Source organism: Algibacter ulvanivorans (assembly GCF_048381495.1).
Classification (GTDB): domain Bacteria; phylum Bacteroidota; class Bacteroidia; order Flavobacteriales; family Flavobacteriaceae; genus Algibacter_B; species Algibacter_B ulvanivorans.
The window spans coordinates 75,241-98,301 of the sequence record NZ_JBLWGD010000001.1 but is presented as its reverse complement, the minus strand read 5'-3'; the positions used below and the strand labels follow the sequence as shown (position 1 = coordinate 98,301).

Annotated in this window: 18 protein-coding genes; 14 read left to right on the top strand and 4 right to left on the bottom strand. The window is 33.4% G+C overall.

What is annotated here, in order from left to right; translation table 11 throughout:
- The first annotated feature begins 1 nt into the window (after position 1).
- The 13 genes from ACNG5D_RS00470 (at position 2) to ACNG5D_RS00410 (ending at position 11,392) form a co-directional block, all read left to right on the top strand.
- Complete coding sequence (locus tag ACNG5D_RS00470) at positions 2-760, top strand: EI24 domain-containing protein (RefSeq protein ID WP_418182484.1); 759 nt, start codon at positions 2-4, stop codon at positions 758-760.
- The gene (locus ACNG5D_RS00465; RefSeq protein WP_418181527.1) at positions 750-1,295 is read left to right on the top strand and encodes a GNAT family N-acetyltransferase; all 546 of its coding nucleotides are present in this window, start codon (positions 750-752) and stop codon (positions 1,293-1,295) included. Before ACNG5D_RS00470 ends, ACNG5D_RS00465 begins: the two co-directional genes overlap by 11 nt.
- Positions 1,296-1,297: 2 nt before the next feature.
- Positions 1,298-1,645 (top strand): 5-carboxymethyl-2-hydroxymuconate Delta-isomerase, encoded by a 348-nt coding sequence (locus ACNG5D_RS00460; protein WP_418181526.1) that lies wholly within the window; start codon positions 1,298-1,300, stop codon positions 1,643-1,645.
- Between the two features lie 78 nt (positions 1,646-1,723).
- Positions 1,724-2,359, top strand: coding sequence for a transposase (locus ACNG5D_RS00455; RefSeq protein WP_418181525.1), 636 nt, complete (start codon positions 1,724-1,726; stop codon positions 2,357-2,359).
- 38 nt (positions 2,360-2,397) lie between these two features.
- A complete protein-coding gene (gene hemF / locus ACNG5D_RS00450; protein ID WP_418181524.1) occupies positions 2,398-3,300 on the top strand; it encodes an oxygen-dependent coproporphyrinogen oxidase in 903 nt (300 codons plus the stop codon).
- Position 3,301: 1 nt separating this feature from the next.
- A complete protein-coding gene (locus ACNG5D_RS00445) occupies positions 3,302-3,667 on the top strand; it encodes a YchJ family protein (protein WP_418181523.1) in 366 nt (121 codons plus the stop codon).
- A 36-nt stretch (positions 3,668-3,703) separates the two neighbouring features.
- Positions 3,704-4,693, top strand: coding sequence for a porphobilinogen synthase (gene hemB, locus ACNG5D_RS00440; RefSeq protein ID WP_418181522.1), 990 nt, complete (start codon positions 3,704-3,706; stop codon positions 4,691-4,693).
- Between the two features lie 90 nt (positions 4,694-4,783).
- Positions 4,784-7,291: a T9SS type B sorting domain-containing protein gene (locus ACNG5D_RS00435; RefSeq protein ID WP_418181521.1), complete on the top strand. Its 2,508-nt coding sequence runs from the start codon at positions 4,784-4,786 to the stop codon at positions 7,289-7,291.
- A 98-nt stretch (positions 7,292-7,389) separates the two neighbouring features.
- Positions 7,390-8,475, top strand: a complete 1,086-nt coding sequence (locus ACNG5D_RS00430) for a CNNM domain-containing protein (RefSeq protein WP_418181520.1) — start codon at positions 7,390-7,392, stop codon at positions 8,473-8,475.
- The gene (locus ACNG5D_RS00425; RefSeq protein ID WP_418181519.1) at positions 8,475-8,948 is read left to right on the top strand and encodes a methylated-DNA--[protein]-cysteine S-methyltransferase; all 474 of its coding nucleotides are present in this window, start codon (positions 8,475-8,477) and stop codon (positions 8,946-8,948) included. The genes ACNG5D_RS00430 and ACNG5D_RS00425 overlap by 1 nt, the downstream gene beginning before the upstream one ends.
- A gap of 2 nt (positions 8,949-8,950) precedes the next feature.
- Entirely contained in the window at positions 8,951-9,472 is a 522-nt protein-coding gene (locus tag ACNG5D_RS00420; RefSeq protein WP_418181518.1) for a DUF4442 domain-containing protein, read from the top strand.
- A 58-nt stretch (positions 9,473-9,530) separates the two neighbouring features.
- On the top strand, positions 9,531-10,682 hold the full coding sequence (locus ACNG5D_RS00415) for a serine hydrolase domain-containing protein (RefSeq protein ID WP_418181517.1): 1,152 nt from the start codon (positions 9,531-9,533) through the stop codon (positions 10,680-10,682).
- Positions 10,679-11,392 carry a 3'-5' exonuclease gene (locus ACNG5D_RS00410; RefSeq protein ID WP_418181516.1) on the top strand — a complete coding sequence of 238 codons (714 nt, stop codon included), beginning with the start codon at positions 10,679-10,681 and terminating at the stop codon, positions 11,390-11,392. The genes ACNG5D_RS00415 and ACNG5D_RS00410 overlap by 4 nt, the downstream gene beginning before the upstream one ends.
- A 61-nt stretch (positions 11,393-11,453) precedes the next feature.
- Here ACNG5D_RS00410 and ACNG5D_RS00405 read toward each other — a convergent pair whose 3' ends face one another.
- On the bottom strand, positions 11,454-16,871 hold the full coding sequence (locus tag ACNG5D_RS00405) for an immunoglobulin-like domain-containing protein (protein ID WP_418181515.1): 5,418 nt from the start codon (positions 16,869-16,871) through the stop codon (positions 11,454-11,456).
- A gap of 223 nt (positions 16,872-17,094) precedes the next feature.
- On the opposite strand from ACNG5D_RS00405, the gene ACNG5D_RS00400 reads away from it, so the two are divergent.
- Positions 17,095-18,774: an ABC transporter ATP-binding protein gene (locus ACNG5D_RS00400; protein WP_418181514.1), complete on the top strand. Its 1,680-nt coding sequence runs from the start codon at positions 17,095-17,097 to the stop codon at positions 18,772-18,774.
- Between the two features lie 297 nt (positions 18,775-19,071).
- Here the strand turns inward: ACNG5D_RS00400 and ACNG5D_RS00395 are convergent, their stop codons facing one another.
- The 3 genes from ACNG5D_RS00395 to ACNG5D_RS00385 all read right to left on the bottom strand — a co-directional run bounded on the left by ACNG5D_RS00395 (position 19,072) and on the right by ACNG5D_RS00385 (position 23,004).
- Entirely contained in the window at positions 19,072-19,725 is a 654-nt protein-coding gene (locus tag ACNG5D_RS00395) for a 3-oxoacid CoA-transferase subunit B (protein ID WP_418181513.1), read from the bottom strand.
- 98 nt (positions 19,726-19,823) lie between these two features.
- The gene (locus ACNG5D_RS00390; protein WP_418181512.1) at positions 19,824-20,525 is read right to left on the bottom strand and encodes a CoA transferase subunit A; all 702 of its coding nucleotides are present in this window, start codon (positions 20,523-20,525) and stop codon (positions 19,824-19,826) included.
- Positions 20,526-20,652: 127 nt separating this feature from the next.
- Positions 20,653-23,004, bottom strand: coding sequence for a penicillin-binding protein 1A (locus ACNG5D_RS00385; RefSeq protein ID WP_418181511.1), 2,352 nt, complete (start codon positions 23,002-23,004; stop codon positions 20,653-20,655).
- Positions 23,005-23,061 lie beyond the last annotated feature (57 nt).

Sequence of the window (23,061 nt, the reverse complement as noted above, 5' to 3'; positions counted from 1 at the left end):
GATGGTAAAAAATATCATTTCAGGAATTAAAGCATACTTTGGTGCTTTTGGTTTAATATCAAAACTAAAACTCTGGAAATACTTTGCTATTCCCATGCTAATTAGTTTTGTAACTGCAATATTAGTTTTTAGTACAGCCTATTCACTTTCAGATAATATTGGTGCTTACATTTCAAAAATATGGATTTGGAATTGGGGGCACGAAACCTTCACAACAATTAGTAGTTTTCTTGGTGGATTAATAGTTCTTGTAATTGGTCTTATTCTTTTTAAACACATCATAATGGCATTATCAGCACCATTTATGAGTACGGTTTCCGAGAAAATAGAATCGCACTTAACAGGTAACACAACACATACGCATAGAGACACGTCATTTTTAGCACAACTTTGGCGAGGTATTCGTATTAATGTTAGAAATTTATTAAGAGAATTACTATTAACCATACCTATTCTACTCTTAAAATTCATTCCAATAGTTAATATATTTTCAACCATATTACTATTTATAGTACAAGCCTATTACGCAGGTTTTGGTAATATGGATTATACTTTAGAACGTCATTTTAAATATAAAGAAAGCGTACAATTTGTCCGTAAAAATCGTGGATTAGCCATAGGAAACGGAATTGTATTTATTTTATTTTTATTAATTCCAGTAATAGGTGTAATTTTAGTACTTCCGTTATCGGTTACAGCAGCATCAACCAAAACCGTTGAAGCGCTTCAGCTTAAAAACAAACCTGTTCATGCAGCTTAATTTTGGTTCATATCACATTACTCCTATTCATCTCAAAGACGGATGGACCATCTGCAATTTTTGTGTAGCCAATGCAGATAGATTAAAACGCTATTTCCCTAAAACTCTAGAACAGAATTTAACACCAAATTTATCAAGCATTTTTACAGCAAAAAAAACAAAGCAATTTAAAGCTAAACAAGAGTTTCTATTCACCATAAAAGAGAACAAAACCAACACATTAGCAGGTTTAGTTTACATAAAAGAACTCGATTGGAATAAAAAACAAGGCGAATTTGCTTATTGTATAGATTACAATTTTGAGGGTAAAGGCATCATAAAAGAAGCTGTCAATCAACTATCAAACTACGCATTTGAAATACTTGGTTTAGAAACTTTACAAATCATTGTACACAAAAGCAATATAGCAAGTGTTAAAGTAGCAGAAAATAATAATTTCACCTGGATAAAGACACTAAATAACGCGTATACTCCACCAGGAGAAAAGACATTACATATGGAACTATACGAACTATATAACAAAATAGAATCTTAATTATGCCACATTTTGTAATTGATTGCTCAGAAAACATTTTAAATTTACAACAACCCGAAAAAGTAACTCTTGAAGTTCATAAAACTGCAGCTAATACCGGACTATTTGATGAACCAGATATTAAAGTACGTTTAAACCCATTCAAGGAAAACTATTTAGTTGGTGGAAAACAAGGCGATTTTATTCATGTTTTTGCCAACATCATGGAAGGAAGAACTACAGAGCAAAAAGCAAAACTATCAAAACAAATAGTAAATAAATTAAATACCATGTTTCCTTCAATTGAGTTTATTGCTATTAATATTAATGATTTTGAAAAAGCAACATATTGCAATAAAAATATGCTGTAAAATAAATAGTTAAAACAAATTTTCAGATTTAACCTGCAAGGTTTCCAAAACCTTATAGGTCTCAACCAAAAACACACAATGAAACTTGAAACATTAGAACAAGGTAACTATTATCACATATTTAATCGTGGCATTAATAGCGAAACTATTTTTAAAAATGAAGGTAATAAAACTTACTTTTTGGGTCTAATGAAAAAGTATTTAGAAGGTAACACTTCTATTTTAAGCTATTGCTTAATGGATAATCATTTTCATTTTTTGTTAAAAATAAATTCTGATGGCAAAATAGCTAGTCAATCCATTTCTAACTTATTTAACGCTTATGCAAAAGCATTTAATAAACAACAAAACAGAACGGGTAGTTTATTTGAAAAACACTTCCGAAGAAAAAAAATAACTGACGAAAATTATCTTAAAAATTTAATTTTATACATTCATAAAAATCCAGAAAACCATAATGTTGTAAAGTATTTCAAAGATTATAAATTCACATCCTATCAAAGTTATTTTTTAAACAATCCTAGTTTAATTACTAATGAAAAACCATATGTTTTAGAACTTTTTGATGATTTAGATAATTTTGAATATGTGCATACATTAGACCTACAAGGTTTTGAAAACCTCGCAGGTCTTGAGACTGTAACTAGCAGAAACAAGGTAATAACACCGATAAGAAAACGAGCCCTAACCTGCGAGGTCTCGAAGACCTTGTAGGTTTTAATAACACCAAAAAAATCCAATTGAAAACACCAATGAAAGACAAATTCTACCAATACATACAAAATTTACAAGACCGCATTACCTCAAAACTGGAAACCATTGATGGTAAAGCAAAATTTCAAGAAGACATTTGGAAACGACCAGAAGGTGGCGGCGGAAGAACCAGAGTAATTGAAAACGGAAACGTTTTTGAAAAAGGCGGTGTAAACATTTCTGGTGTACACGGTAAATTACCAGACACCATGCAAAAATACTTTGGCGTAGAAGATGCCGATTTTTTTGCTTGCGGTTTAAGTTTAGTATTGCACCCCAAAAACCCAATGGCTCCAACCGTTCATGCCAATTGGCGCTATTTTGAAATGTATGATAAAACAGGTAACATTGTAGACCAATGGTTTGGCGGCGGACAAGATTTAACACCTTACTATCTGTTTGAAGAAGACGCGAAACACTTTCATCAAGTTTGTAAAACTGCTTGCGATAAGCACAACCCAGAATTTTACCCAAAATACAAAGCCCGTTGCGACGAGTATTTTTATAACACACATCGTAACGAAGGTCGTGGCTTAGGTGGTTTATTTTTCGATTATTGCAAAGCAACCGATAATATGAACATGGAAAACTGGTACAATTTCGTTACCGAAGTTGGCGATAGTTTCCTTAATGCCTACGTTCCTATTATTGAAAAAAGAAAAGATTTACCATACACAAAAGCACAACGCGATTGGCAAGAAATACGTCGTGGTCGTTATGTCGAATTCAATTTAGTACATGATAAAGGCACGCTTTTCGGTTTAAAAACAAATGGAAGAATAGAAAGTATTTTAATGAGTTTACCTCCGCACGTTCAATGGGTTTACAATCATCATCCAGAAGCTGGAAGCGAAGAAGAAAAACTCATTAAAGTATTAAAAAATCCTGTAAATTGGGTGTAATATGAATTGCTACTGCGGAAACAATAAAAGCTACAAAACCTGTTGTGAGGTATTTCATTTAAATAATGGAAAAACCGAAACTGCCGAACAATTAATGCGGTCTCGTTATAGTGCTTTTGTATTGGCAAATGGCAATTATTTAATGCAAACACACCATAAATCTACTCGACCAATTTCAGAAAAAAAAGCCATTGTAAAATGGGCAAAATCTGTACAATGGATAAAATTAGAAGTATTAAAAACTACTGCAGATACAGTAAAATTTAATGCATTCTTTTTTGAAAACGGAAAACCAGATGTTATCCATGAAAACTCTAAATTTGTAAAAGAAAATAACCGTTGGTATTACCTAGGTTTTGCAAAATAAATCTATTTAAACTAAACACTTAAAAAACACCATTTAATGTATCCTTTAAGAAGAAATAGAAGACTAAGAACTAACGAGGCAATAAGAAGCTTAGTTAGAGAAACTATCATATCACCAAACGATTTTTTAGTACCACTTTTTGTGGTAGAAGGTAAAGGTATAAAAGACGAAATCCCATCAATGCCAAACTATTATCGTTATAGCTTAGATTTATTAGAAGCTGAAGTAAAGGAACTTTGGAAATTAGGTTTAAAATCGGTTTTATTGTTTGTAAAAGTTCCAGATAATTTAAAAGACAATAAAGGAACCGAAGCTTTAAACCCAGATGGCTTAATGCAACGTGCTATTAAAACAGTTAAAAACGTATGTCCAGATATGTTAGTAATGACCGATGTGGCTTTAGACCCTTATTCGGCTTACGGACACGATGGTATTATTGAAAACGGACAAATTATAAACGATGAAACTGCCGACTTTTTAGCCGAAATGAGCATTTCGCACGCACAAGCTGGAGCCAATTTTGTAGCACCAAGCGACATGATGGACGGTCGTATTCTTACCATTCGCGAAGCTTTAGAAGACGAAGGTTTTATTAATACAGGCATTATGAGTTACTCAGCAAAATATGCATCGGCTTTTTACGGGCCTTTTCGCGATGCATTAGATTCTGCTCCTGTAGATTTGGTTGATATTCCGAAGGATAAAAAAACCTATCAAATGGATTATGGAAACCGTTTTGAAGCCATTCGCGAAACCGAAATGGATATTGACGAAGGCGCCGATATTGTTATGGTTAAACCAGGGCTTTCTTATCTGGATATTTTAAGAGATATTAAAGAAGAAGTTGATGTTCCTGTTGCTGTATACCAAGTATCTGGAGAATATGCCATGATAAAAGCTGCGGCCGAAAAAGGTTGGCTAGACCACAACCAAGTGATGATGGAAACCACAACCGCTTTTAAACGTGCTGGTGCAGATATTATAGCTAGCTACTTTGCTAAAGATGTTATAAAACTAATTTCGTAGTTATTATTTTCCGTTTATCTAATACTAACATAATTTAACATTCGGTTTAAAAATAATATGTATAATTGTCAACTATATACTACAATAGTTATGCATAAACTTTATCTTTTTTTAACGCTATTATTTTCTGTTAGTTTTTGTTTTGCACAACTAGAAGTACACCATATAGATGGCGAAGGTTGGGCAAAAGGCAATTTAGTTGAAATAGGTATTAACGCAAAAGGTGTTTACGGAGCAGATTCGGCAAATAGACCTGCTACTTTTCATAATAACAGAGAAACCGGAAATGATTTATTTGGTTTTATAGCAAACCCATTAAATGACGATTGGATAGATTACGATGGCGATTTTTTTACTCCTGGCGATCCAGAAGAAGGGTTCAGTATTCAAATAGCAGGTATTAACTACAATAACAACAACGGAATTAAGTTTTCTAGTATCCCAGGAAAAGTTACAAGCGTAAATGTAATATCTTCAGATTGTTTTGAAGATATTGCTCAAATATCTTGGGAAGGCAATGTAAATGGCTTAAATATTAAAAGATACTATAGTATTACAGAAGACGGGTTATTTATTCAAATGACAACATTTATAAAAAACCTTTCAGATACACAAAAGGACGATGTTTATTTTATGCATAATGTCGACCCCGATAACAATGTAACCCTAAGCGGTAGATACGAAACAGATTTAGAAATTTTATCGCAAGCTAGCTCTGTAACAGATCAAACGTGTTTAGTTACAGCATCGCAAGCCCCACTTTCTATCCCGCAAGACATGGATGGATCAAACGTTAGTTTATATGCTAATAGCGAAAAAGCTAGAGTTACTTTTGGCGGATTTAATAATAGATCGGCTAGTGCTATATGGAATGGTACTGGTTTTAATAATACCGAAGGCGACACTAAAACAAATGTAGATGAAGCCATTTCTATTGCATTTAATTTAGGAGACATTCCTGCAAACGAATCTGTAAGATTTACATATTATTATATTCTTGAAGAAGTTGATGAGACTTTTGTTCCATTTATAGTAAATGCCATTCAAGAAAACCCAAGCACATGTAATGGGCAAGACGGTAAACTTATATTTTCTGGATTAACCGAAGGCGTATCATACGGAATAAGCTATGTTGATGATGGTATTTTAGTTCCCGAAACCGCATACATCGCTAATAGCGAAGGTATTGTAGAAATTACAGATTTAGATGCTGGCTTATACACCAATGTATCAATAAACTACTCTGGCTGCGACACAACTATTAATACAGATTTTAATTTATCAGACCCAGAGCCTCCAAATTATACCATAAGCAAAAGAGATTACACAAACTGTACAACACCAGAAGGACAATTAATATTTTCTGGCCTAACACCATTAACAAACTACACTATAACCTTTACGCACGACGGCGCACCTTATGGCCCTGAAGACCTTATGGCAGATAGCTTAGGTAATATAATCTTAGACAACCTAATAAAAGGTATATATACCGATTTTGTTTTTGAACAATATGAATGTATAACCTCCAGCCATGAAATAGTAGAAATAATTGGGCCTGATACACCAACATCTTATCAAATACCAGATCAATTTTATTGTGATGATGATTATGATTACCTAACCACTATAAACCTAACCCATTTAGATCATTTTGTTATAGGACCTGATAACCCAAGTAATTATACAATAACCTATCATGATTCTGTAAATAATGCTATAAACGGCATTAACCTTACCGCAACAAATTACCCTACAACAGGAGAAACCTCATACAATTTATTTGCTAAAAAAACAGATAATTCTTCTGGCTGTTATTCTTATTTACCTTTTACAATAACTATTAATACACCTCCTATTTTTGAAATTGAAGACACATTAATATGTTTAAATAGTGACGATACTGTTAACTTTGACTACGCACTACCCGTAATTAACACACAGCTATCTGAAACTAATCATACCTTTGAATGGTATTTTGAAGGCAATATAATTCCAGGAGAAACCTCTAGCGCATTAACAGCAACTGAACCAGGAAACTATGCTGTAAAAGCAACATTTACAAGCACAGGATGCCATTTTACCAAACAAGCTACTGTTTTCCCTTCTGGGCCACCACAAGTTTTAGATGTGGTCGTAACCTCTTTACCGTTCTCTAAAAATCATACTGTAGAAATTACAGCTAGCGGCTACGGAAATTATATTTTTTCTGTAAACAATGGCCCAACCCAAGAATCAAATATTTTTGAAAACTTAAAATCTGGCTATCATACTTTTCAAATTATTGATACCAAGGGCTGTGGCGTAGTTAATATAGAAAAAACAATTATTGATTATATGAAATTCTTCACCCCAAACAACGATGGTTTTAACGACTATTGGCAAATAATAGGCGTTGAAGACTTAATAACACCAGAAATATATATTTTCGATAGGTATGGAAAAATGTTAAAACATCTAGCCCCAAAAGGTTTAGGATGGAATGGCATATACAATGGCAAACTCTTGCCACAATCTGGCTATTGGTTTAAAGTTTATTTTAAAGACAATAATAATAAAACTAGAGAATTTAAAGCGCACTTCACATTAAAACGATAACCGTATACCAACAATTTATTATAACTAAAAAATATTCATCTAACATAAATTCACAATTCAATCAATAATTAGTATTTTTAGTTTTTCAAAAAAATACTATGAGCGCATTAATTTTTTGGGCAACCATTTCCATTTTCTTTTCATTTTTATGTTCTATCCTCGAAGCTGTTTTATTAAGTGTAACACCCACATTTATTAATGTTAAAAAGCAAGAAGGTAAAGATTACGCATCAACTCTAGAATCTTTAAAAAAAGACGTAGACAAACCACTTATAGCTATACTTACACTTAACACCATTGCGCATACTTTAGGTGCCATGATGGTTGGTATAGAAGCCGAAAGTCTTCCTTATAAAATTGAGTTTTTTGGAATTAATACTGTAGGCATTGTATCTGCAATAATGACTTTTTTAATTCTAGTAGCCTCAGAAATTATTCCAAAAACTATTGGAGCAACCTACTGGAAACAACTAGCTAATTTTACATCAAAAGCGCTAACTATTTTAATTTTCCCATTAAAATGGACAGGCATTTTATGGTTATTACAACTTACCACTAAACTAATAGGAGGCAAAGGCCACGGAAGTGTTTTAAGCCGAGAAAGCTTTATGGTAATGACCGACATGGCTCATGAAGAAGGTGTTTTTCAAGAAAATGAAAGTAAAATTATTAAAAACTTACTAACCTTTAAAGATGTTTTTGCCAAAGATGTAATGACGCCTAGAACCGTCATGCAAGCTGAAAACCAAAACACTACTGTAGAAGATTTTTTTAACAGAAACTTAAATCTTCGATTTTCAAGAATTCCTATATATTTAGACGACCCCGACAATATAAAAGGTCTCGTTTTAAAAGATGAAATCTTTAAAGAAATGGCACTTGGTAATGGCAATAAAAAGTTATCAGAATTACTACGAAATATTATTATTATAAATAGAAATTTACCTATTCCTAATTTATTCGAACAACTTATTGAAAGTAGAAACCACATGGCTTTAGTTGTAGACGAGTATGGCTCTGTTAGCGGTTTAGTAACCATGGAAGATGTTATTGAAACACTTTTAGGATTAGAAATTATGGACGAGAGCGATAATGTTTCAGACCTACAACAATTAGCTAGAAAAAGTTGGGAAACTCGTGCAAAAAAATTAGGTATTTTTGATGAGAATTCACCTTCAAACTAATGGAAACCTGCATTATAAATTCGCCTCTTGGATTTACCAAAATTGTTGGAAATGAAAATGGAATTAACTCTATTACTGTTCTTAATTCTAAAGAAAAAGCGACAGATGTTATCCCTGTTGAATTAGAAGATTGTGTTATTCAACTAAACGAATATTTTGAAGGGTCTCGTAAAACGTTTAATTTAAAATTAAATGCACAAGGCACAGATTTTCAAAAGCGCGTCTGGAAACAATTAGAACAAATACCATACGGAAAAACAGTTTCGTACCTAGAATTATCAAAACAACTGGGCGATATAAAAGCAATTAGAGCCGTAGCAAATGCTAACGGAAAAAACCCATTATGGATAATTGTACCATGCCACAGAGTAATAGGAAGCGACGGCTCATTAACCGGTTATGCTGGTGGCTTACACCGTAAACAATGGCTATTAGAACACGAAAGTCCATTTAAACAACAAACCTTATTTTAATTATGTACAGAACACTTACCAATATAGCCGGTCGTTTTTTTACAGATGCACAAATTTATAAATATGGATTTAATTGGTCGCCTATGTATAAACGATCTACAGGAAAAGTAACAAACGTTTCTGCAAATTTGCACTATGTAAAAATTAAAATACCATTAAGTTGGAAAAACAAAAACTATGTAGGCTCTATTTTTGGAGGAAGCATGCTATCGGCTACAGATCCTATTTATATGATTCAACTTATAAATATTCTAGGAAATGATTATGTAGTTTGGGACAAATCGGCAACCATAAACTACAAAAGACCTGGCAAAGAAGATGTGTTTTGCGAATTTACTTTTTCTCCAGAAGAAATTATTTCAATAAAAAAAGATGTTAAAAGCAAAGGAGAAATTAACATTGTAAAAACACCAAATATTGTAAATAAACAAGGGGTTGTTATTGCCGAGCTTTCTAAAACCATTTATGTTGCCAATAAAACGTTTTACAAAGAAAAATTAAAACAAAAAGCGGTTTCAAAATAGTTTTATTTTACACCAATGCTTTAATTACTTATCTTTAGTTGCAACTTAAATTAAACTCATGAAATTATTAAAAAAACTTTTTAAATGGTTAGCCATTATAATTGGATTATTAATTATTGTATTATACATCACAAATACAGATTACTTAATAAAAGCTGTTCGAACCATTTATATGCAAGGATACACTACTGCATACCTTGAAGACTATAAAAAATTTGACAACCAAATAATTGAAAACGGGACACCTCAACCTTGGCCAAATCATAAAAATTACAATTCTGTAAAAGAAACCAAAAATCTAGACTCTATAAATAAAGCCAATGGTACCATTGCTTATGTTATTATAAAAAACGATAGTATTTGGTTTGAAAACTATTACGATGGTTTTAATGAAAACTCGCAATCTAATTCCTTTTCTATGGCAAAAAGCTATGTTTCTGGCCTTATGGGTAAAGCCATAATGGACGGTTATATTAAAGGCCTAGACCAACCTGTTAGCGATTTTCTACCAGAATTTAGCCAAGGGCTAGCAGCGCAAATGACGGTTGGAGACTTATCCAGCATGGCATCTGGAACCACTTGGGACGAACGCTACTACTCGCCATTTTCAATTGTTACCCGAGCTTATTTCGATGATAATTTAGAAAACGTTATGCTTGGCTTAAATATGGCAACCGAACCAGGAAAATCTTTTAAATACTCAAGTGGGGACACTCAAATGCTAGCCATGGTAATTGAAAAAGCCACAGGAAAAAAAATATATAATTATTTAACAGAAAGTTTTTGGAAACCCTTAAACTCTGAAAACCCTACCCTTTGGCAAGTAGATAGTAAAACGCACGATTTAGTTAAAGCCTACTGCTGTATTGCTAGTAATGCTAAAGATTTTGCTCGTTTTGGTAAATTATACAAAGACCACGGAAAATGGAATGGAAAACAAATTTTAGACTCAACATTTGTTGCTAAGTCTTTAAAACCCGTATATCCAGATGGCGACATGTATGGCTACGGTTGGTGGCTAAAAACCATTGGCAACAAACACTTTTTTATGATGCGAGGGCACCTAGGCCAATACGTAATAGTAGAACCTACAGACAATGTAATAATTGTAAGGCTCGGACACTCTAAAGGCGATAATACACAAATAGGGTCGTTTACTACAGATATTAATACTTATATTGAAGAAGCCTATAAAATGCTAGAAAAATGATATCTAAATTAAATCTTGAAAACATTTTATTTCTGGATATCGAAACCGTACCAGAAACGCAGTTTTTTTCAGATTTAGACGAAACAAAGCAAACCCTTTGGGAACATAAATCTAGATACCAAAGAAAGGATGAATATACAGCAGAAGAGTTTTATAATCGTGCTGGAATTTGGGCAGAATTTGGCAAAATAGTATGCATCTCTGTTGGTTATTTTACAAATTTGGGTGATCGCAGAAAGTTTAGAGTCACTTCATTTTATGGCGATGAAATAAAAATATTAAAAGATTTTAAAAACTTATTAAATGCTCACTTTAGCCAAAATAAACATTTGTTATGTGCACATAACGGAAAAGAATTTGACTTTCCTTACATAGCCAGACGTATGATTATTAATAATATTGAATTACCGTACAAACTAAATTTATTTGGCAAAAAACCATGGGAAGTTCCGCACTTAGATACTCTTGAGCTATGGAAATTTGGCGATTATAAAACCTATACTTCTTTAAAATTAATGACCAATGTACTGGGTATACCCTCTCCAAAAGACGATATTGATGGTAGTGAAGTTTATAACGTATATTATGAAGAAAACCAAATTGATAGAATAATTGTTTATTGCGAAAAAGACACCATTGCTGTAGCACAAATATTTTTACGCCTAAGAGGAGATGAAATTTTAAATGATGATGAAATAATTCATGTATAAAAATAAAAAAGTCCAGATTAAAAATCTGGACTTTTTACATTTGAGTTAGTCAATCGTTGATTTATTCTTTAATAAATCGCTTCATTATTTTAATCCCATTATTTTCAACTTCAATATAATACATACCAGCCTCTAAATTATCAACAACTATTGCTTTAGTTGTTTTTCCTTTGTTTACAACCTGCCCAAGTGCATTAATAATTTTATACGATAAATTTCCTCCTTTTAAAGTTTTAATGTTTAACACCTCTTCAACTGGATTTGGATACAACGTAAGCTTATTAACACTATGTGTACTAATATTCAATACATTTTCTTCTTTTAATTCATTTTTAGCTAACGCAGCTATTGTTAAGCTTATATTATCAATAGCAACATCTGCTTGCCAAGTACCTCCTGTAACTCTATTAAACCTTAATTGAACACTATTACCAATAAAAATAGACAAATCAATATTAACAGAAAGCCATGTATTTCCTTTATTTCCAGATTCACTCCAAATAGGCGCCCAACTTATTCCATTATCATGACTAGCTTCTAAAGTAATTGTTCCCATATCTGAAGCACCGTACATATGATAGCTAAAACTAAAGTTAGCTTGAGAAACAGTACTTAAATCGTAACAAGGCGAGTTTATAATGGCTCTTTTATTAGGATACCCAGTACCATTACCAGAGGCTTCTACATAAATATAATAACTACCTTGAGCAGCACTTGATGGTCCAGTATTATTAGATGGTGTTCCGTTAGCATCAATAGTCCAATTAATATCGTCTGCATTAGATTGAGTCCATAAGCCAAGTGTATTTTCATAACCCTCAGTATAAGGATAACTTGTTATACCTCCAGTACAACCATTTACTACAATTTCCCCATCAACTAAGCTCACATTATCAATAGCAATATCTGCTTGCCAAGTGCTTCCAACAAATCTATTAAAACGTAACTGAATACCGCCACCAGTATAAGCCGATAAATCAATTATAGCATTTTGCCAAGAGTTTCCTTTATTACCAGTTTCATTCCAAATACTTGTCCAAGTAAGTCCTTCATCTTGTGTAATTTCTAAATCTATGCTTCCCATATCTGAAGCACCATACATATGATAATTAAAACTAAACGTAGCTTCTGTTAACCCACTTAAATCAAAACAAGGCGAATTAAGAATAGCTCTTCTACTTGGATAATTAGGCGAAGAAGCTTCTACATAAACATAATAGTTACCTTGTATAGCACTAGAAGGCCCTGTATTGTTTGATGGTGTTCCTGAAGCATCAACAATCCAGTTTATATCATCAGAGGTAGATTGCGTCCATGCACCTAAAGTATTTTCGAACCCTTCATTATAAGGAAATGAAGCAATGCCGCCAGAACAACCCGTATTAGCCTCAGACACAATAACAGATCGAGAAACTTCGGTAGCCAAATTTCCAGCAGCATCACTTACATTATAAGTTACATTATAGCTTCCTGCTATATTAGTATTAACAACATCTCCAGCTATTACAATACTTGCTGTAATATCGCCATCTATATTATCTGTCGCTGTTGCGCCTAGCTCTGTATAAACATCTCCCACGTTTAAATTAATTACACTTGCACCTAACAAGGAGATTATTGGAGCTGTTGTATCTGGGAGTACATTTACTGTTCTTGTAACTTCAACAGCATTATTTCCCGAGTTATCAACTACGTTATAAGTTACTATATAAGTATTAGCACTATTGGTGTCTACTATATCACCTCCTATTACTATACTTGCTGTAATATCGCCATCTATATTATCTGTCGCTGTTGCGCCTTCTTCAGTATAGATATCACCTAAATTTAAATCTACTGCAGACGCTCCATTTAATGTTATTACTGGCGCAGTAGTATCTGGCACAACGTTTACTGTTCTCTCTACTTGTAATGCTGCATTGCCTGCTGTATCGCTTACATTATAGGTTACTACGTATGTGCCTGCTGTATTGGTATCTACTACATCGCCTCCTATTACTATACTTGCTGTAACATCACCATCTATATTATCTGTCGCTGTTGCGCCCTCTTCGGTATAAACCCCTCCAACATTTATGTTTATTGGAGACGACCCGACTAGTGTTATTACTGGTGCTGTGGTGTCTGGTATAACATTTACTGTTCTCTCTACTTGCGGTGCTGCATTACCTGCTGCATCGCTTACATTATAGGTTACTACGTATGTGCCTGCTGTATTGGTATCTACTACATTGCCTCCTATTACTATACTTGCTGTAATATCGCCATCTATATTATCTGTCGCTGTTGCGCCTTCTTCGGTATAAATATCTCCTAAATTTAAATCTACTGCAGACGCTCCATTTAATGTTATTACAGGAGCAACAACATCTGGACCCGAACTTTCTATTATAATGGTATAATCTTCAACTTCACCATATTGAAACGTTTCACACGATGATGGTATAGCATTATACTTCATTGAAACACGCATTCTGGTTGAACTTTCAACGGCATTAGTAGGAACAATAAAGTTTCCGCTTACCGATGCTGTTTTTGTATTTCCTTGTGTCCATACTTGTTCTCCAGAATCGTTAAAATCGCCATCTCGGTTATAATCAATCCATACCGAATATGCTTCATTATAAACAGTCCCTGTCCAGGTTGGTGTAATGGTAATTGTATACTGTTCTTCTTTAGTTAAAGTTGTAGATATATCGGTAAAATCAGAATAAAATTGGGCTCCAGAGCTATTATTGATTGTATTTAATTGTACGTTACTAATAAATTCATCATTAACATTTGTACTTGCAGAATCGCAATAATTTAACACAACATCTAAAGTTGTAAAATTAATTAAGGTAGAATATACCGAGTTATTAGCCCCACAATTGGAGCGTACTTGTACTTCATAATTTGTTACTGAATTTAACCCTGTTAAAGTTGTTATTGGCGATGATATACCAGAAATATCTGTCCAATTAGTTTCTCCTACTATTCGATATCTTAAATCGTAAGTTGCAGAAGGTATATTATCCCATGATATAGTAGCTTCGGTTGCTGTTATATTATTACTAACCAAATTTACTGGTACAGAAACTAAGCATGGTGTTTGTATGGTAGTTACCTTAAAATCATCAAAAATAAAACCATCAAAAGTTGTTGGATAACCGTCTGCTCTATTTGAATTATCAGAATCGAAAACAAACCTAAACTGTGCATTTGAAGCTTCAAAGAGAAAACTATTTTCTGTGCCATCAATTAAAATTTCCTCCATAACCCATTTATCCATAGTATCAGCATCGTAAATAGGCTCTCCTGTGGGTTGATTATTTTGATCGGAAGTAGATTTACCTGTACTTGTATTAGAACTATTACCGCTACTATACCTGTTTGTTGATCTGCTTGAGCCTGGCTTACTATATTTTCCGCAAAGCGGAAGCCATGTAGACCCGTTTGTTGAACCTTGGATTTGAACATAATCAAAATTACGTTCTATATCCCATTTTGCATAAAACTGAACAACTGATGCTGTAGCCGATGCTAAATTTATAGTTGTATTTAAAGTTAATATTTTTGATTGATTATTCCCGTAAGCGCCAGATGGAGAATCTGTAATGGCTGTTGTTCCAGAATACGAATCGGAGGTTGTACCCCAAGCACCTCCTGAGGCTGTCCAATTTGTTAAATTATCTGTATCTGGATTATCTGCAAATAATACTGTTGGGTTATAATGTTTAATAATGTTAGCTCTGTACATTACATACCCATCATCGTTACTTAAAGTAATTTGAAATTCAATTTCATCGTTAGCTTGAATTCCAGCATCTAAAGTATAAGCCGCAGTAACGGTACGTTGCTCTAATTTACTCCACCCTGTTTGTGTTGGCGGTGGTGTAATTGAAGTAATATTTGAAGATACAGGTGTTACATTAAGTGTAATATCACCTAGTGTTTGCCCTAGATACTCTAAACCAAACTCTAAATTACCTGAAGTTGTTGTAATACTAGTATTATTTAAATCATGAAATTGAGCAAATTTTCCACTATGGTAAGCATTTACAAAATTCATTCTTACCGCTCTCTCTGCAATTTCTACAATTTTAGTTGCGTTAGGCCAAAAACCACCTTCACCATCACTAGAAATCCAAGAACCATTCTCTGGAGCAAGCGCTAATATACCTTGACCCGAACCATTAGAGCCATTAATATCGGTTACGCCACCTAACATCCAATCGCTCATATCGCCATTTGCAATGGTTAAAATATCTGGCGCCTCGCCGTATATATATCTATTAAAACGTGTCATATCATGGCAAAACTTATGATATTCGGCCTCTCTACCCGATGCAGGAGCATTAGGATATCCATTATAAGCGTGCGGAATTAAATTTGAGGTTGCATGATGGTTCATGGCTGTTTTAAAATTTCTAGTAGCAGAAAAATCTCTAACAATTTGGGTTTCTGGCTCAGAAAAAGCAGATGGGCCTCTATAAGTATTACTGCTTTGCGATCCTGAAGACCCTCCATAAATAGAATTTGGACCCCAGAAATAATCGTAATTTCTATTTAAATCGACACCTCTTAGAACATTGTTGCCTGTATTATATGGTCCTAAATTTTTTCGTTGCTGTCCACCTCCGTTTGGTGCTACTTGCTCATTCCATCGTAAACCATCTGGGTTTGCAATAGGTATAAAATACATTTCATGATTATCAACCAGGTTTTTTATTCCTGCATCGGTATTGTAATTTTCTAAAATGTACCACATGTAGTACATTAAATTCATTAAACTACTTACTTCTCTAGAATGTGTCATTCCAGAATACAAAGACTCAGGTTCGTTAGGCTCGTCTACATCTGGGTTGTCTGATATTCTAACATAATAAATTGTACTTCCAGACCAACTATTGTAAGCCCCGCCATTGGTATAAGAATTACCATTAGTAAGCTGGTTGCTAGGAGATGCATTAGCTTTTACAGAAATTAAATTGGGGTATAATGCTCGCATTTGGTCAAGCTCTGCTAAAACCTCGCTATAGGTTAAACAACCTCCCATACTACCCAAATTAAAGTTTACTGGTACGCCCCAATCTACTTCGGAACAACCTTCATACTGAATAAAATTATTTATACTTGTACTTTTTGTACTTAATGATCTGCTAGCTAGAGTTTGAGACTTTTTGGCTTGTAACTGAGCCTTAGCTAGAGGAAGTTCTATTTCATTTTTCTTTTTATAATGAGCTGTCAAATCATCAACTAAAACAGAATAATTTACATGCTGTTTTTTTAACATATCTAACTCGTTGGCACCGAGTTCTAAAATTAAACTATGGTTTGTAAAAATAGCTCCACAAGACAAATCTATACCCGCTTTTTTTACTTTTAGCAGTTCCGCATTTGTGGGGTTATTAATTTTTATTCTTTTTGAAATCTGAGCTTGAGAATACCCTAATAACGAGCTTGCTAAAAAAACTAGCCCTAGTGTAAAGTTTTTCATGAAGGTTGGATGGTTGGTTAAAAATTAATTTAAGTTTGAATTTAAAAGATTTTTGTTAAAAGGCAACCTTTTTTTAAATCTGATTTACAGTTAGTTATGTTTTTACGGAAAAACCACAAACCACCCAAAGAAACCACTTACATTTAATTCTGTTTTACAGACTATTGCTATTAAAAAACAACTATGTATTTTTAGTATATTTGAAGTAATTAACCCTATTGATTTGAAGACGAACATTATTTTAAAAATTAATAACTTATCTATTTCTTTTGGTGAAAATGAAGTTATACACAACATATCGTATACTTTAAATACAAATGAAATTTTAGGTATTGTTGGAGAATCTGGGTCTGGTAAATCTGTCTCTTCGTTAGCCATTTTAGGTTTACTTCCTAAAAATATTTCTAAAATTACAAAAGGATCTATTATTTATAATGAAAACGATTTAACAAAACTAAAACCGAAAAACTTTAAAAACATAAGAGGCTGTAAAATAGCCATGATTTTTCAAGAACCCATGAGTTCTTTAAATCCATCTATGACCTGTGGTAAACAGGTTGAAGAAATATTATTACAACATACAAACTTATCGAAACTTGAAGTAAAACAAGAAACCATATCTTTATTTGAAAGAGTAAAATTACCTAACCCTTATCGGGTTTTTAAAGCATTTCCTCATGAAATTTCTGGCGGACAAAAGCAACGTGTTATGATTGCTATGGCAATTGCATGTAAACCTGATATTTTAATTGCAGACGAGCCTACAACTGCACTAGATGTAACTGTACAAAAAGAAATTATTAGCTTATTAAAAGAGTTGCAAGCTAAAACCAAAATGAGTATTATATTTATTACGCACGATTTGGCTTTAATTTCTGAAATTGCCAATCGGGTTCTAGTTATGTACAAAGGACAAATTGTTGAACAAGGTTTAGTAGAATCTATTTTTAAAACGCCGCAACACAATTATACTAAGGCATTAATAAACTCTCGACCTTCTTTAAGCTCTAGATTAAAAACACTACCTACAATTCAAGATTATTTAAACAATAACATTTCAACCCAAATAGTTACACCAGAACAGCGCAAAAAAAACCACAAAGCACTATACAGTAAAGCCCCCCTTTTAGAAGTTGTTAATGTAGAAAAAGAGTATATTACTAAATCTGGATGGTTTACTAAACCTCATTATTTTAAAGCCGTAAACAAAGTAAGTTTTAAATTATATGAAGGCGAAACTTTAGGTTTGGTTGGAGAGTCTGGCTGTGGCAAATCTACCTTAGGAAATACAATTCTTCAATTAGATAAAGCTACCTCTGGCACCATATTGTATAAAGGTATAGATATTACTAAACTATCTAAAACCGAAACAAGAGCTCTAAGAAAAGATATTCAAATTATATTTCAAGACCCTTACTCTTCATTAAATCCTAGAATTCCTGTGGGAGAAGCTATTATGGAACCCATGAAAGTCCATAAACTTTACACTTCTAACACTAAAAGAAAAGAAAAAGTAATTGATATTTTAAATCGTGTTGGTTTATCTGAAGACTATTTTAATCGTTACCCTCATGAATTTTCTGGCGGACAACGCCAACGTATTGGAATAGCTAGAACTATAGCATTACAGCCTAAATTAATTGTTTGTGATGAGTCGGTTTCGGCACTCGATATATCTGTTCAAGCACAAGTTTTAAATTTATTAAACGAGTTAAAAGAAGATTTTAAGTTTACTTATATATTTATTTCGCACGATTTAGCTGTGGTTAAATATATGTCTGATCAATTATTGGTAATGAATAAGGGCAAAATTGAAGAATTAGACGATGCAGATGTTATTTATAATTCGCCCAAAAAAGAATACACAAAAAAGTTAATTCATGCTATTCCCAAAGGATTATAGCATGAATATCTTTTTAGTTAAATAAACTAAGCTTTTTAAAAACTGTAAATTATGTTTTAAAGTTTCTTTGAATTTGCTTTCGTTATTAGTAGGTTGTTCAGGTAGATTTGATGCAATATTCATAAGCGGTTAAGTTTATGGTAGATTTGAGGAAAATCTATAATTATTTGGTTTATTTGGGGACTGCTAATATAAAACAGATTTTCATTAAAATCGTTAAAAAACATAAAAAATCGATTAAATGCTTATTTTTTTAACATTTAATCGATTTTTACTTACACAATAAGAGTTTCAATTTTAAATACTCATTTCTGGAATTTCTCCTTCTACTATTAAATTCCCTTCGGTTGCATTTACAATATCATTTACAGAAACTCCAGGAGCTCTTTCAAGTAATTTAAAACCTTTTTTAGTAACTTCAATAACCGCTAGGTTAGTTACAATTTTTTTTACACAACCAACCCCTGTTAAAGGAAGCGAGCATGTTTTTAATAGTTTTGATTCGCCTCGTTTATTAGTATGCATCATAGCAACTATTATATTTTCGGCACTTGCTACCAAATCCATCGCTCCGCCCATGCCTTTTACCATTTTGCCTGGAATTTTCCAGTTGGCTATATCTCCATTTTGGGCAACTTCCATAGCACCCAAAATAGTTAAATCGACATGTTTACCTCTAATCATGGAAAAACTAAGAGCCGAATCGAAAAAGCTAGCGCCAGGTAAAGTTGTAATGGTTTGCTTACCTGCATTAATTATATCGGCATCTTCTTCTCCTTCAAAAGGAAAAGGTCCCATACCTAAAACACCGTTTTCGCTTTGAAATTCTACTTCAATATCGTTTCTAACGTAATTTGCCACAAGTGTTGGAATTCCTATTCCTAGATTTACATAGTATCCATCTTGTACTTCTTTAGCTATTCGTTTTGCTATTCCGTTTTTGTCTAACATTTTTATTTTGTTTATTTCGCCCTAAAATGCACAAACTTATAATTGAAGTTAGGATAAAAGGGATTTAAATTTTTAAATTACTCAACCTAAAACCTAGTTTAATCTTTTGGTCTTACTGTACGTTGCTCAATTCGTTTTTCGTAAACTTCGCCTTTAAATATACGTTGTACAAATATTCCAGGAATATGTATTTGATTAGGATCTAACTCGCCTAAAGGTACTATTTCTTCAACTTCGGCTACTGTAATTTTTGCTGCACCACACATTACTGGATTAAAGTTTCTGGCCGTTCCTTTAAAAATTAAATTTCCTGCCTCATCGCCTTTCCAGGCTTTTACAAAAGCAAAATCGGCTTTAAATGCATGTTCTAATACATACATTTTTCCATCAAACTCTCTGGTTTCTTTACCATCGGCCACTTCTGTACCAAAACCTGCGGGTGTATAAATGGCTGGAAAACCTGCTTGAGCAGCACGACAACGCTCTGCTAAAGTTCCTTGCGGAATTAATTCTACATCTAATTCGCCAGAAAGCATTTGGCGTTCAAACTCATCATTCTCACCAACATACGATGACACCATTTTTTTTATTTGCTTTTTTTGAAGCAAAAGCCCCAAGCCAAAATCGTCTACTCCAGCATTGTTTGAAATACAGGTTAAACCATTTGTACCAAGTTTTACAAGTTGTGCAATAGCGTTTTCTGGAATTCCACTTAACCCAAAACCACCAAGCATAAATGTCATGTTATTAGAAACCCCTTTTAAAGCTTCTTGTACATTAGCTACTTTTTTATTAATCATTATTATTTAGTTTTTGCTGTATAAAATTACGAATAATTGAATGATATGCCTAAATAATTGAGAAAGAAAAAACCGTTCTTTTTTAAAAACGGTTTTTTAAATTTATTTTTTATTTAAAATGGTGGTATTAACCAAAATCTAAATCGTCTGGAGTTTCGTCTTCAGGACTTTCATCGGTATCAATAGTACTTGTGTGCTTAGAGCAATCTACATTAATTGATAGGTTTTCTGGTGCATCAAACTCTTCTTTAGAGATATTTAAATCTTTATCTGCATAACAACTTTTCATATATAAACCCCATATAGGTAATGCCATTGCAGCACCCTGGCCATAGGTAATTGAAGCAAAATGTGCTGCCCTATCTTCTGCTCCTACCCAAACTCCGGTAACTAAATTTGGTACCATACCCATAAACCAACCATCACTTTGGTTTTGTGTTGTTCCTGTTTTTCCTGCTATTGGGTTTTTAAACTCGTAAGGATAACCTGTAATAACCTCTCTAAAATCTGCTCTGTAGGCATCGGCTCCTTTTGTTCTTAACCTAACACCAGATCCTATTTGAGTTACACCTTCCATTAGTTTTACAGCTACATAAGCTGTTTCTTGGCTTAACACATCGCGAGTTTCGGGTTTAAATTGATATAGAATGGTTCCGTTTTTATCTTCTATACTTGTTACCATAACTGGTTTTGTATAAACGCCTTGATTTGCAAAAGTAGAGTATGCGCCTACCATTTCGTAAACACTTATATCTGGTGTTCCTAATGCTATTGATGGTACGGCTGGCATATCAGATTCTATACCCAATTTAGTAGCTAAATTTACAACTGTTTGCGGGCCAACTTTATCTATAAGTTGAGCTGTAACTGTATTTACAGAGTTAGCTAGTGCGTTTTTTAATGTTCTTGTTCCGCCATAATCTGTGGCTCCTCCAGAGTTTCTTGGACACCATTCTTCTGGATTCCCGTATTTATTAGCTTCTATACAATAGGGTACGTCTGGAAACTCATCGCAAGGCGAATAGTGTAACTGATCGATTGCTGCTGTATATACAAATGGCTTAAAGGTTGATCCTATTTGGCGTTTACCTTGCTTTACCATATCGTATTGAAAATGCCTGTAATTTATACCTCCAACCCATGCTTTTACATGGCCTGTTTGAGGGTTCATAGACATCATTCCTGTTCTTAAAAATGATTTATAGTAACGCATAGAGTCTATTGGTTTCATGAGTGTGTCAACCTCTGAAGCTTTTCCATCTTTCCATGCGAAAACAGACATTTTTATTGGCTTTTCGAAAGATTTAATTATTTCGTCGTTCGATTTTTTTAAGTCGTATTTCATGTGTCTCCAACGCTCAGATTGTCTCATTCCGCGTTTCATTAAAGCATCTATTTCTTCTTTTTCTAACTCTAAAAAGGGTGCTGTTGGATTACGTTGTGGTGTGTTTTGATTAAAAAACTCTGCTTGAAGCCTTGGCATGTGTTGCTGTACGGCATTTTCGGCATAAGTTTGCATACGCGAATCGATGGTTGTATAAATTTTTAAACCATCGTTATAAAGGTTCCATTTTGTACCGTCTGGTTTTGGGTTGTCCTTTATCCATGCCTTCATAAAACCATCTAAATAACCTCTAAAATACGTTGCTATACCTTCGCGATGCGATTCTGGCGAATAGTTTAAATCTAGCTCTGTTTTTTGTAATGAATCTTTAACTTTTTTATTAATAAAACCATATTTTTCCATTTGATATAAAACAACATTACGCCTATTTTTTACACCTACAGGATTACGTTCTGGTCTTGGATTGTATAACGATGAATTTTTAAACATCCCTACCAACATTGCAGATTCCTTTATGTTTAAATCTTTAGGTTCTTTGCCAAAATAAATTCGCGCTGCACTTCGAATACCGTCGGCATTGTTTCCAAAATCGTAAATATTAAAATATTGGGCTATAATTTCTTCTTTTGTGTATTGGCGTTCTAAACGAATAGCGATTATCCATTCTTTTATTTTTTGAGTAATTCTGCCAAATGTACTTCTTGAAGCTACTCCGGTAAATAATTGTTTTGCTAGTTGTTGAGATACTGTACTTGCACCGCCACCTTTTCCTAAAGAAAATATTGCTCTTAGTGTTCCGCGTGCATCGATTCCTGAGTGTTCGTGAAAACGAACATCTTCGGTTGCAATAAGTGCATCTACTAAATGCTGCGGAAATTCTGAATAATTTACCGGTGTTCTATTATCATTAAGGTAAAATTTACCTAATGTTTGCCCATCGGAAGAAATAATTTCTGTTGCTAAATGTGTTTTAGGGTTTTCTAATACGGTATGATCTGGTAAGTCTCCGAATATTGAGGTAAGGAAGAAAATTAAAAATACAGAAATAACTCCGCCTAAAAATACCATCCAAAACCAACGGATGTACTTTGAAAAATCTTGAACTGCTTTAGTTTCTTTTTTTGCTTTTGCCATTTACTTAGTATTAAAAAAACACTTTGTCTTTTTATGTTTATTTTAAATTAAAACGAA

Bases quoted from the DNA above. Each gene is read 5' to 3' on its own strand.
- hemB (WP_418181522.1), top strand. From the start codon at position 3,704: ATGTATCCTTTAAGAAGAAATAGAAGACTAAGAACTAACGAGGCAATA.
- ACNG5D_RS00390 (WP_418181512.1), bottom strand. From the start codon at position 20,525: ATGATTAATAAAAAAGTAGCTAATGTACAAGAAGCTTTAAAAGGGGTT.
- ACNG5D_RS00385 (WP_418181511.1), bottom strand. From the start codon at position 23,004: ATGGCAAAAGCAAAAAAAGAAACTAAAGCAGTTCAAGATTTTTCAAAG.
- hemF (WP_418181524.1), top strand. From the start codon at position 2,398: ATGAAAGACAAATTCTACCAATACATACAAAATTTACAAGACCGCATT.
- ACNG5D_RS00405 (WP_418181515.1), bottom strand. From the start codon at position 16,871: ATGAAAAACTTTACACTAGGGCTAGTTTTTTTAGCAAGCTCGTTATTA.
- ACNG5D_RS00445 (WP_418181523.1), top strand. From the start codon at position 3,302: ATGAATTGCTACTGCGGAAACAATAAAAGCTACAAAACCTGTTGTGAG.
- ACNG5D_RS00415 (WP_418181517.1), top strand. From the start codon at position 9,531: ATGAAATTATTAAAAAAACTTTTTAAATGGTTAGCCATTATAATTGGA.
- ACNG5D_RS00420 (WP_418181518.1), top strand. From the start codon at position 8,951: ATGTACAGAACACTTACCAATATAGCCGGTCGTTTTTTTACAGATGCA.
- ACNG5D_RS00465 (WP_418181527.1), top strand. From the start codon at position 750: ATGCAGCTTAATTTTGGTTCATATCACATTACTCCTATTCATCTCAAA.
- ACNG5D_RS00455 (WP_418181525.1), top strand. From the start codon at position 1,724: ATGAAACTTGAAACATTAGAACAAGGTAACTATTATCACATATTTAAT.
- ACNG5D_RS00430 (WP_418181520.1), top strand. From the start codon at position 7,390: ATGAGCGCATTAATTTTTTGGGCAACCATTTCCATTTTCTTTTCATTT.
- ACNG5D_RS00460 (WP_418181526.1), top strand. From the start codon at position 1,298: ATGCCACATTTTGTAATTGATTGCTCAGAAAACATTTTAAATTTACAA.
- ACNG5D_RS00425 (WP_418181519.1), top strand. From the start codon at position 8,475: ATGGAAACCTGCATTATAAATTCGCCTCTTGGATTTACCAAAATTGTT.
- ACNG5D_RS00395 (WP_418181513.1), bottom strand. From the start codon at position 19,725: ATGTTAGACAAAAACGGAATAGCAAAACGAATAGCTAAAGAAGTACAA.
- ACNG5D_RS00470 (WP_418182484.1), top strand. From the start codon at position 2: ATGGTAAAAAATATCATTTCAGGAATTAAAGCATACTTTGGTGCTTTT.
- ACNG5D_RS00435 (WP_418181521.1), top strand. From the start codon at position 4,784: ATGCATAAACTTTATCTTTTTTTAACGCTATTATTTTCTGTTAGTTTT.
- ACNG5D_RS00410 (WP_418181516.1), top strand. From the start codon at position 10,679: ATGATATCTAAATTAAATCTTGAAAACATTTTATTTCTGGATATCGAA.